This is a genomic window from Flavobacterium sp. RHBU_24, from assembly GCF_046613695.1.
GTDB lineage: Bacteria > Bacteroidota > Bacteroidia > Flavobacteriales > Flavobacteriaceae > Flavobacterium.
The window spans coordinates 404,048-415,720 of sequence record NZ_JBKJHD010000002.1; the positions used below are offsets into that span (position 1 = coordinate 404,048).

At 44.9% G+C, this 11,673-nt stretch carries 10 protein-coding genes; 8 read left to right on the forward strand and 2 right to left on the reverse strand.

Going from position 1 to position 11,673, the window contains the following annotated elements:
* Positions 1-9: 9 nt before the first annotated feature.
* Together ACLI09_RS04320 and lpxK are read right to left on the reverse strand one after the other, a co-directional pair.
* Positions 10-822, reverse strand: coding sequence for a purine-nucleoside phosphorylase (locus ACLI09_RS04320; RefSeq protein ID WP_411418353.1), 813 nt, complete (start codon positions 820-822; stop codon positions 10-12).
* Positions 794-1,819, reverse strand: coding sequence for a tetraacyldisaccharide 4'-kinase (gene lpxK, locus ACLI09_RS04325; RefSeq protein WP_411418354.1), 1,026 nt, complete (start codon positions 1,817-1,819; stop codon positions 794-796). Before lpxK ends, ACLI09_RS04320 begins: the two co-directional genes overlap by 29 nt.
* 165 nt (positions 1,820-1,984) lie before the next feature.
* On the opposite strand from lpxK, the gene ACLI09_RS04330 reads away from it, so the two are divergent.
* The 8 genes from ACLI09_RS04330 to ACLI09_RS04365 all read left to right on the forward strand — a co-directional run bounded on the left by ACLI09_RS04330 (position 1,985) and on the right by ACLI09_RS04365 (position 11,618).
* Entirely contained in the window at positions 1,985-2,233 is a 249-nt protein-coding gene (locus tag ACLI09_RS04330; protein WP_411418355.1) for a hypothetical protein, read from the forward strand.
* A 177-nt stretch (positions 2,234-2,410) separates the two neighbouring features.
* Positions 2,411-2,917: a hypothetical protein gene (locus tag ACLI09_RS04335; protein WP_411418356.1), complete on the forward strand. Its 507-nt coding sequence runs from the start codon at positions 2,411-2,413 to the stop codon at positions 2,915-2,917.
* 70 nt (positions 2,918-2,987) lie between these two features.
* Positions 2,988-4,082: a Nif3-like dinuclear metal center hexameric protein gene (locus tag ACLI09_RS04340; RefSeq protein WP_411418357.1), complete on the forward strand. Its 1,095-nt coding sequence runs from the start codon at positions 2,988-2,990 to the stop codon at positions 4,080-4,082.
* Between the two features lie 111 nt (positions 4,083-4,193).
* On the forward strand, positions 4,194-4,973 hold the full coding sequence (locus tag ACLI09_RS04345; RefSeq protein WP_411418358.1) for a zinc ribbon domain-containing protein: 780 nt from the start codon (positions 4,194-4,196) through the stop codon (positions 4,971-4,973).
* 102 nt (positions 4,974-5,075) lie between these two features.
* Positions 5,076-5,942, forward strand: a complete 867-nt coding sequence (locus ACLI09_RS04350) for an alpha/beta fold hydrolase (protein WP_411418359.1) — start codon at positions 5,076-5,078, stop codon at positions 5,940-5,942.
* 196 nt (positions 5,943-6,138) lie between these two features.
* The gene (locus tag ACLI09_RS04355) at positions 6,139-7,218 is read left to right on the forward strand and encodes an efflux RND transporter periplasmic adaptor subunit (RefSeq protein ID WP_411418360.1); all 1,080 of its coding nucleotides are present in this window, start codon (positions 6,139-6,141) and stop codon (positions 7,216-7,218) included.
* Between the two features lies 1 nt (position 7,219).
* Positions 7,220-10,297 (forward strand): efflux RND transporter permease subunit, encoded by a 3,078-nt coding sequence (locus ACLI09_RS04360; RefSeq protein WP_411418361.1) that lies wholly within the window; start codon positions 7,220-7,222, stop codon positions 10,295-10,297.
* A 1-nt stretch (position 10,298) separates the two neighbouring features.
* Entirely contained in the window at positions 10,299-11,618 is a 1,320-nt protein-coding gene (locus ACLI09_RS04365; protein WP_411418362.1) for a TolC family protein, read from the forward strand.
* Positions 11,619-11,673 lie beyond the last annotated feature (55 nt).

Genomic DNA, 11,673 nt, shown 5'->3' on the forward strand with positions numbered 1-11,673 from the left:
CAATTAGCGTTAATCCCCCGCAATCAACTCTTTTATAAGCAGGCGCACCTTTGGCTCGGCGGCATTAGCGGCAGCCAGCACCTCATCGTGGCTAACACTGCCTACACCGTCGCTATCGCCCATATCAGTAATAACGGATATGCCAAAGCATTCTATATCCATATGGCGCGCCACAATCACTTCGGGTACAGTGCTCATGCCCACGCAGTCGGCCCCCAGTATTTTTACCATACGGTATTCTGATAATGTTTCAAACGTAGGTCCCTGCAAGCCCAGGTATATACCATCTTTAACATCAATACCCTTTGCTACGGCTATCTCTTTGGCTTTGGCTATCATGGCGCGGCTGTAAGGCTCACTCATGTTAAGGAAACGGGGGCCAAAGCGTCCGTCGTTCGTACCACGGAGCGGATGCTCAGGCATCATGTTGATGTGGTCATAAATTAGCACCACGTCGCCCACCTTATAAAACGAATTTACCCCGCCGGAGGCATTGCTTACAATAAGTTTTTCTACGCCCAGGTATTTCATAACGCGCACCGGAAATGTAACCTGTTGCATACTGTAGCCTTCGTAATAGTGAAAGCGCCCCTGCATAGCCACCACATTCTTGTCGCCTATTGTGCCAAATATCAGCTTACCCGCATGGCCCTCAACGGTACTAACAGGGAAGTTAGGCAGCTCACTGTAAGGAATAGCGTGTTCTATGGTAATATCATCGGCAAAACTGCCCAGGCCGGAGCCCAGTATCACCCCATACTGCGGTGCGACATTTATTTTATCCTGAATGTATTTAACGGTTTGTTGTACTTTTTCCCACATAGTTTAAAATGGTTTTATCAAAATCATTACCCCGGTTTAAAAACCTGCTTTGTATGGGCAGGTAATACAACCTGTTGTCCGGCAGGCGGCCCTGTAGGCGCATATAGTCTTTTTCGGTGGTAACAATTATTCTGTTTTTGGCAAGTGTGTCCAGTTCATTTATTTCGGCAGCGGTAAACTCGTGGTGGTCGGGGTAGGTTTTTATTACATCATCTGCACCGGCCAGGTAATCATAAAAAGGCTGCGGCTTTGCTATGCCTGCCACCAGCACTTTTTGTGTATTACGTACCTCTGCTACTTCTCTTTTACCGTTACCCGAATGTACAAAATTATCATACGCTATGCAGGTGAAATATACCTGTTGCCACTGTTTCGGCCGCAGCCTTGCAGTTATTTTTTGCTGCTCTGTTTCGGCCAGGCCCGGGGGGCATTTTGTTACAATAATTATATTGGCACGTGCAGCAGCATAGCGGCCCTCACGGAGGTTGCCGGCAGGTAGTATATAATCATCTGCATATAAATCGCCATATGCAGTAAGTAGTATGTAAAAACCAGCTTTTAAACGGCGGTGTTGGTAAGCATCATCAAGGAGTATTACTTCCGGTTTTGGCGAAAGCGACAATAAATGCTCCATCCCTTCAACCCGGTTGGCATCTACCGCCACACGTATGCTTTTAAATTTCGTAAAAAACTGGAATGGTTCGTCGCCTATAGTTTGGGCACTTGCTGTTTCATTGGCCAGTATAAAGCCCCTGGTTTTTCGGCCATAGCCCCGGCTCAGCGTAGCGAGGTTGTATTTATCCGCCAGTAAGCGGATGAGGTGTTCGGTTTGTGGGGTTTTGCCTGTACCGCCTGTACTCAGGTTGCCTACGGCAATAACCGGGAGGGGAAAGGTATGCGATGTATAGATGCTCTTATCATAAAAATAATTGCGGATGGCAGTAACCAAATCATAAATTATTGCAAAAGGGAAAAGCAACAGGCGCAAAAACTTCATATTTTTATGCTAAGGCGATTGATTATGTTTACAAAGTTAATTTTTTTGGCCATTTAAACACAAAAACATTAAGGTTTTCACAAGGCTTTACCCTGGAATTAACCCCGGCAGAAACGAGAAATTTACTTAGGTCGATCATTAAATGAATAGCAAAACTATACGATTATGAAAAAATTATTATTTTGTCTTTCTGTTACTGCTGCGCTTACACTTATTGCCTGTAGCGACGATGATAACGGTGGCAACGCACAAAACTGCGTAACCTGTACACTTACCGACAGCGACACAGGCCAGAGCGATGTACAGCAGGTGTGTAACCAGGATGGAAATGCTTATGTAAACAATACCAATACCGGAACATCCTACACAGATTATATCAGCCTTACCGTATCGGCAGGCTATGTTTGCAACTGATTAAAATTTATAAACCTCTATTTTTTTAACCCACTTGCCGTTAAAAAGCATTTTTTACATCCATTTTTTATACGCTATGTACTAAAACAATAAAAATCACAAACTTTTAACGGAAAGATTTGGATATAAACCGCCTTTTTTCTTTTTTTGCTGTTCACAAAATAACGTGCACTGAAAATGAAAAAAATAATATACTTCCTGGCTGTTGCAGGCTTAATAACAGTTGTGGCCTGTTCTGATGAGGATAAGCTTCCATCTGTAACATATACGGGATGCCAGGTATGTGAAGTTGAAGGTATGGGGCCGGACTTTATTCCGGAAGATTATGAAATATGTACGGCGCTGCATACCTTTGAGATGGACACTACGCCATTACCTGACACGATAGACAACCCTGTACAGCTAACCTATGAAACGGTATATGTAGACGGTGCTGATACTAATCTTAGTGCTGTAGAGTATTTTACTTTATTTTGTGATAATGCCTATGACCCTGACGCGAACAATCCCGATGTAAACTGTGTAACCTGTGACGCTTTTACGGATCCATCTACAAATACGCAGTTTCCCGCTCAGGAAATTTGCAAGGGAAGTAATGGTAACGCCTTTATAGGCAATGCAGATCAGGGTGTGCCCTTTGCACAATATGTAGCCGCAAAGGAAGTGTTAACAGACTGCGAATAATAAAAGATTTATCTTTAAAATATTATGAACTGCCTTTAAGGGCAGTTTTTTTGTTTTGTACCTTTATGCGATGAAGATTAAAGATATTTTCCCTCTACTGGAGCAAATGGCACCATTGGCCTATGCCGAAGATTTTGACAACGTAGGCCTGCTAACCGGCAACCCTTACGCCGAAGCAAACGGTATACTGGTGTGCCACGACGCGCTCGAAGCCGTTATAGACGAGGCAATTTTAAAAAACTGCAACCTTGTAGTGTGCTTTCACCCCATATTGTTTAGTGGCCTTAAAAAGTTAACCGGCAGAAACTATGTTGAGCGTGCTATTATTAAGGCTATAAAAAACGACATTGCTATCTATGCCGTGCACACAGCCCTGGACAATCACCAGCAGGGCGTAAACAAAATTTTTGCTGATGCGCTGGGCCTGATGAATACAAAAATACTGGTACCAAAGGAGGGCTTCATACGTAAATTGGTTACCTATACCACACCACAAAACCATATACCGTTGCGCAGCGCGCTCTTTACAGCCGGGGCAGGAAGCATAGGTAATTACAATAATTGCAGCTTTAACAGTACAGGAAGCGGAACCTACCGGGGCAATGAAAACAGTAACCCACAAGTAGGGCAGCGGGGTGAGTTTACGCAGGCTGATGAAGTAAAAATTGAGGTTACTTTTGAAAAGCAACAGGAAAGCGCCATACTAAAAGCCCTGTTTACAAACCACGTATATGAAGAAGTGGCTTACGAAATATACAGCCTTGAAAACCGCCACCAGAATGTAGGCCTGGGCATGGTAGGTGAACTGCCCGAGCCGGTAACTGAAGCTGATTTTTTAAATTTGGTTAAAACAAAAATGCAAACGGGTGGCATCCGCCACAGCGCGTTCACAGGTAAAAACATACATAGGGTTGCAGTACTGGGTGGTGCGGGCAGTTTTGCGATAAAAAATGCCATTGCCGCCGATGCCGATGCCTATCTTACGGCCGACCTTAAGTACCACCAGTTTTACGAGGCAGAGGGTAAGCTACTGCTTGCAGATATTGGCCATTATGAAAGCGAACGCTATACTGCCGGTTACATGGCCACCTATTTAGGTCAGTATTTAAACGGGATTAAGGTTTTTGCTTCTCAAACAAATACTAACCCGGTACATTACTTTTAGGCCGCACTCACAACAAAATAAAAAAATAGTGCTTTATAGTACGAAAAAAATTCATAATTTTGCATTCGTTTTACCGGATAATATACAAAATCAGTTTAAGTACTTATAAATATGGCGAATATCAAGGAACTAAGTGTTGAAGAAAAGTTAAGGGCTCTTTATGATTTACAGTTAATCGACACAAGGATTGACGAAATCAGGAATGTAAGGGGTGAACTTCCGCTGGAGGTAGAAGACCTTGAAGATGAAGTTGCGGGGCTTAGCACAAGGCTTGAGAAACTTAAATCAGACCTTGACAGCATTGAGGATCAGATAAAACAGAAGAAAAACAACATTGACGACCACAAAACAGCCATAAAAAAATATACTGAGCAGCAAAAAAACGTGCGCAATAACCGTGAGTTCAATTCCCTTACTAAAGAGATTGAATTTCAGGAGCTTGAAATCCAGCTTTCAGAAAAGCAGATAAAGGAGATGAAAGCCAGTATAGAGCACAAAAAGGAAATTATAGACCAGAGTTCTGAAAGGCTTGAAGGCAAGCAAACACACCTTAAGCACAAAAAATCAGAACTTGACGCGATAATGGCTGAAACTGAAAAGGAAGAAAATTTCCTTAAAGAAAAGTCAGACGAATACCAGGCACAGATAGAGCCAAGGCTACTTGCGGCTTATAACCGCATACGCAGCAGCGTTCGCAACGGCCTTGCTGTGGTAAGTATAGAAAGGGGTGCTTCAGCAGGTTCTTTCTTCACTATACCGCCGCAAACCCAGATGGAAATAGCCGCCCGCAAAAAAATTATTACCGATGAGCACAGTGGCCGTATACTGGTAGACAGCGCCCTTGCCGACGAAGAAAAAGAAAAGATGGAGCAATTATTTGCTAAAATATAATACTGAAAGCCTCCGCACACGGAGGCTTTTTCTTTTAACCCGGCCTGGCTTTTTTTGTTGATAAAAAAATCAGTATGTTTATTAACTACCTTTTTATTACGCATGCCGCCATTTGTAACAGATATAGCCGCCAGGCTTTTGGGACTTTACATTAACCTGCTTAGCTTTTTTGCCCCGGTTAAGGCAAATGCCATTGCCTATAAATATTTTAGCCAGCCCTTGTATGGCCGGTTAAATAAAAATAAGCTGCCTATAATACTGCGTGAGGCAGTACCGGTAACCCTGCAGCATGAGGGCATAGGCTTTCAGGCATATGTATGGCCGGGTAACGCTACTACAGTATTACTGGCTCACGGCTGGGAGAGCAATGCTGCCCGCTGGAAACTCCTTATTAGCTACCTGCGCAAATCAGGCTGTACAATTGTAGCGGTAGATGCCCCGGCACACGGCCTTTCAGACGGTAAAGAGTTTACCATTCCCCGTTATGCGGCCTACATTAATGTAGCGGTGCTTAAATACCGCCCGCAGTACCTGGTAGGGCACTCCCTGGGTGGGGCCACCGCACTGTACTTCCAGGCACATTACCCAAACCCTTTTATTAAAAAGCTGGTAGTGCTGGGTGCACCAAGCGAGTTTTACAGCATACTTAAAAACTATAGCAAAAAGCTGGGTTTTAGCAAAGCTGTATACAATCGCCTGCTGGCCTTTTGTACTGATTGTTACGGTATGGACCTCAATGATTTTTCGGGTGCGGCGTTTGCTAAAAAAATTACAATACCCGGGCTTATAGTACACGACCGTGGTGATAAGACCGTTGCCTATAAAGAGGGTAAACTGATAGGGGATGCCTATCCTAACTCCACATTTATTACCACCAACGGCATGGGCCACCGCCTGCATGACGATGGTTTGTACACTAAAATTTATGATTATTTATTTAACGACGGCGGGGAAACACATAAGGGGTAGCCAAGTTATATTTTAAGCAATTGCTATGTTGGGAATAAACTTATTTAACCCACTCGATTAAACCTTCAGTCATTTATGGTGTCAAACAAATATTAATGACATATTAAATTCGTCATTTTTACGGATTCAAGATCTAATAAGTGTGTGTTTTACATTAGATTTGCGAAAACGTATTCTTTTCCGGAAATCACTTACTATGAAAATCAGGCATCTTATAATAGCACTGTTGGTACTGGGCCTTGGAGCCCTTGTGTACTACAGGATGGCAGAAAATAAAAAAGCTAAACAGGAAAATTCCGGTGGCGGCAAAGGCGATGGCAAAAAGCCTTCTATGGCAGTAAATGGCATAGTAGTACAGCCTGAAGATTTTAGCAATACACTGGCGCTTTCAGGCTCTATAGAAGCGAATGAGCAGGTACAGATAACCACCGAAGTACCGGGTATAGCCGAAAAGATACTTTTTACTGAGGGCGGTAAGGTATCGCAGGGGCAGGTATTAGTAAAGATAAACGATATAGAGTTGCGTGCCCAGGCAAACCAGTACCAAACCCGCCAAAAGCTGGCCGCAGAAAATGAAAGGCGCGCCAGGCTGCTTTTACAAAAAGAAGCCATAAGCCAGGAAGAATATGACATAGCCAGCGCCGACTTTAAGACAGCGCAGGCACAAACCCAGTTGATAAACGCGCAGATAGCAAAAACATCCATACGTGCGCCGTTTAGCGGTACAATAGGGCTTCGCAATATTTCTCCGGGTACTTATGTAACCCCGCAAACACTTATAACTACACTGGTAAACAGCAGTAAGGTAAAGATAACCTTTAGTGTGCCCGAAAAATACGCGTCGCAAATGAAGCGGGATACAAAGCTGGAATTTACCGTGGCGGGCGATACTAAAAAATATACTGCAACTGTATATGCCTTAGAGTCCGCGGTTGAGGTGGCTACCCGAACACTGCGTGTTCGTGCCCTTGCTGACAATGCTGATGGTAGGTTGCTGCCCGGTACTTTTGCCGATGTTTTACTACCATTGGATAAAACGGCAAACGCGTTCATGGTGCCTACAGAGGCCATAGTGCCGGTGCAGGGCGGTAAAAAAGTATTCGTTTCAAAAAATGGTAAGGCTACAGAGGTTAGCGTGGTTACAACCACCCGTACCGATACCGATATAGTGGTGCTGGAGGGCCTTAAGCCCGGTGATACCGTAATAACGACCGGTGTGCTTACATTAAAACCCGATGCCCCGGTTAAGGTAACGGTAACTCCTAAACAACAGTAACATGAGCCTTAGTACACTCAGTATAAAACGGCCCGTGCTTACCATAGTAATGAACGTGGCCATTATCATTTTCGGGTTTATAGGTTACACCTTTTTAGGTGTACGTGAGTTCCCAAGTATTGACCCGGCGCAAATATCGGTGCGTACCAATTACACGGGTGCCAACGCCGATATTATTGAATCGCAGATAACCGAGCCGCTTGAAAAGGCCATCAACTCAATAGACGGTATCCGTAATATATCATCAAGTAGCAACCAGGGTTCAAGTAACATAAGTATTGAGTTTGAACTTGAGAAAAATTTAGAAGAGGCGGCTAACGACGTGCGCGACAAGGTGTCGCAGGCCGTTCGCAGCCTTCCGCAGGATATAGACGCGCCCCCCGTGGTAAGCAAGGCCGATGCCGACAGCGAGGCCATTGTAACCATGACGGTGCAAAGCGCCACTCGCGACCCGCTTGAACTGAGCGACTATGCAGAGAATGTGATTGCCGAACGCCTGCAAACCATACCCGGTGTGAGCAGCGTGCAGATTTGGGGGCAAAAACGCTATGCTATGCGCCTTTGGGTGGACCCTGTGAAACTTACCTCTTACGGTGTTACCGTGAGTGACGTGCGCGCTGCCCTGGAAGCACAAAATGTAGAACTGCCTACGGGTAAGCTTACCGGAGCCAACACTGAACTTACTGTAAAAACACTGGGCAATCTGGCTAAAGCAGAAGAATTTAACAACATCATCATCAAATCGGAAGGCGATAAAATTGTAAAATTCAGCGATGTGGGCCGCGCAGAACTGGGTCCCGAAAACCTGGAGACAAAAATGACCGATAACGGGCTGGAACTTGTGGGGCTTGCCATTATCCCACAGCCGGGTACCAATTATATTGATATTGCCGATGCTTTTTATAAGCAGTACGACCAGCTGAAAAAAGAGCTTCCGTCCGACCTGAAGCTCAATATCGCCCTGGATAATACTGTTTTTATCAAGAAATCAGTGCACGAGGTTGTAGAAACCCTGGCCATTTCCATTGTGCTGGTTACCCTTATCATTTATCTGTTCTTTAGGGACTGGGCCATCGCATTACGGCCTCTATTAGATATCCCCGTATCGCTTATCGCCACGTTTTTTATCATGTATATTTTTGGGTTTTCCATAAATGTACTTACGCTGCTGGCTATCGTTTTGGCAACCGGCCTCGTGGTAGATGATGGTATCGTGGTAACCGAAAATATTTTCAAAAAAGTAGAGGAGGGGATGACCCCGATTGAGGCGGCTCTAAAAGGGGCCAATGAAATTTTCTTTGCCGTAATATCAATTTCGGTAACACTTGCTGCGGTATTTCTTCCAGTAATATTTTTGGAGGGCTTTGTGGGCAGGCTCTTCCGGGAGTTTGGTGTGGTAATCGCGGCGGCGGTGCTGGTATCGGCATTTGTGTCGCTTACGCTTACCCCTATGCTTAATGCCTACCTTATAAAAGGGGTTCATAAAAAATCAAAATTCTACGACCTTACTGAACCCTACTTTGTAAAAATGAACAAAGGCTATGCTGCTTCGCTAACTAACTTTATGAAGCGTAAATGGCTTAGCTTCCCGATACTCGCGGTGTGTGTTGGGCTTATAGTATTGTTTTTTGCATCGCTGCAGAAAGAAACCGCGCCTTATGACGATCGCAGCAATGTAAACCTTAACATTACCGGACCTGAAGGGGCAAGTTATGACTACATGGATCGTTTTATGCAGGAAATTGAAAAGCTTGTGAACGATTCAATTCCGGAGAAAACGGCGAGCCTTGTAATTACCGCGCCGGGCTGGGGGTCTTCATCAGTCAATAGCGGCAGGGTGCGCATTGCCCTTAGTGAACCAGGAGACCGTACCCGCAGCCAAAAGGAAATTGCCGATGACCTTACAAAATGGACTAAGCGATATGCCGAAGCCCGTGTGGCAGTGCAACAGCAGCCTACCATAGCTGTAAACCGCCGCGGCGGATTCCCTATACAATATATAATACAGGCACCTAATTTTGATAAGCTGCAAGAAAAGATTCCGCAGTTTATGGATGCCATAAATGCAGACCCCGTATTTTCGGCCACCGATGTAAACCTGAAATTTAATAAGCCGGAAATAAACGTAACCATAAACCGCGAAAAGGCGGAAAGCCTGGGGGTATCGCTTATGGATGTGGCGCAAACCCTGCAACTGTCATTCAGCGGGCAGCGTTTTGGATATTTTATGAGGAACGGCAAGCAATACCAGGTGATAGGCCAGTTTGAAGATGTAGACCGCGAAACCCCGCTGGACCTTACTTCTGTTTACGTAAAAAGCAACACAGGGCAGCTCATCCAGCTGGACAACCTTGTAACCATTAAGGAAGAAAGCAGTCCGCCCCAACTTTACCACAACAACCGCTATATGAGTGCAACCGTTTCGGCAGGCTTAGCGCCGGGAATGAGTATAAGCGACGGTATTGAGGCTATGGAACGCGCCAAGGTAAAAGTACTTGATGATACTTTTAGTACTGACTTAGGCGGAGAATCGCGCGACTTTGTTGAGAGTAGTTCTAATACGCTGTTTGCCTTTGGCCTTGCGCTATTGCTTATTTACCTTATACTCGCCGGGCAGTTTGAAAGTTTTATTGACCCGTTTATCATCATCCTTACCGTGCCGATGGCAGTTGCCGGGGCATTGTTTTCGTTGTGGCTCTTTGGGCAGACATGGAACATCTTTAGCCAGATAGGCACCATAATGCTCATTGGCCTGGTAACCAAAAACGGCATTTTGATTGTAGAATTTGCAAACCAGTTGCGTGAGGAAGGCATGAACAAGTATGAAGCCATTATGGAGAGCGCCGAGAGCCGCCTTCGTCCCATATTAATGACCAGCCTCGCCATAGCCCTGGGGGCGCTGCCCATAGCCCTGTCATTAGGAGCGGCCGCTACAAGCCGTATAGGGATGGGTGTGGTAATTGTGGGAGGTACGGTATTTTCGCTGCTGCTTACACTGTATGTAATACCGGCAATTTATTTTATGTGGTCGCGCCAGAAAAAGCACAGGCCGGAATTTGATAACATTAAAGATATTTAGCATGAGGCAGTGCCTTTATATTTTAGCAATCCTTTTTTGTGTGGTGCTTCATGCGCAGGATACCACTACCGTGGCATTGCCTTACCTTTCGGTAGAGGATGCCGTGGCGCAGGCGCTTAAAAACAACTACGACATACTGCTGTCTGGTAATAACCTTAAGATGGATGAGCAAAATGTAAGCCTGGCTAACGCCGGTTTATTGCCCAACTTGTCCGGTAGCTTTAACCAAAATAATAATATACAGTATAGCAACCAGGTGCGTGCAGACGGCACAGTACAGGAACTTAACAATGCCAAGAATAACAGCATGAATTATGGAGTAAACCTGGGCTGGACCATTTTTGACGGATTCCGCATGTTTGCCCGTTATGACCAGCTTAAGGAACTTCAGAAACAGGGCGAGGCTGAGCTTAAGTACACCGTGCTTACCCGTGTAAGCGATGTGATGGAAACCTATTTTACCCTGGTGCAGCAGCAGCAGATGATAAAAGCACTGGATACTGCTGTAGTAATAAGTACACAGCGTGTTACCACGGCTCAAAACCGTTTTACCATAGGGAAGGCCGCAAAGCTGGAAGTGCTTAATGCCGAGGTAGACCTTAATACCGACCGGACCAACTTTTTGCGGCAGCACCAGGAGTATGAGAATACAAAGACGCTGCTTAACCAGCTTATGGCGCGTGAGCTAACTGCTGACTTTCGCGTGGCGGATACTGTTGTTACAGATGAAAAACTAAAGCTGGCCGACCTGCTGAATGCTGCCGGGCAGCAAAACCCACAGATACAGCTGGCACTGATTAGCAAGCGTATTGCCGAGTTGGACCTCAAGCAGGTAAAGTCTGCACGGTACCCGCAGGTAGGGGTTACTACGGGATATATTTTTACAGATAGTGAGAGTAGCCTTGGGTTTGCACGAAGTAATCAAAGCCGCGGGTTTAATTATGGCATATCGGCAACAATAAATATTTTTGACGGATTTTTACAAAAGCGTAATGAGAACATTGCCAAGCTACAAATTGCCAATACCAAAGTATTTATTGAACAGCAAACGCAAACGGTAAATTCGCAACTTATTTCCTCTTTCCAAACTTACCTTACCAATCTTGACCTGGTAAAGCTGGAAAAGAAGAACGTAGAAATTGCCGAACAAAACCTCGACATTACCATGGAGAAATATCGCATTGGTACCATAACCACGCTCGAGGTACGCACAGCGCAATTAAACTACGTTAATGCGCTTTCGCGTAGCAGCACGGCACAGTTTAATGCTAAGTTATCCGAAGTGAATTTAAAAGAACTGGCAGGGAATCTTTCGTTATAGTCTTAAAGCAGAAGATTTTTGAAGTGATAAAGTCATAAACCGTCATTGCGTTCTT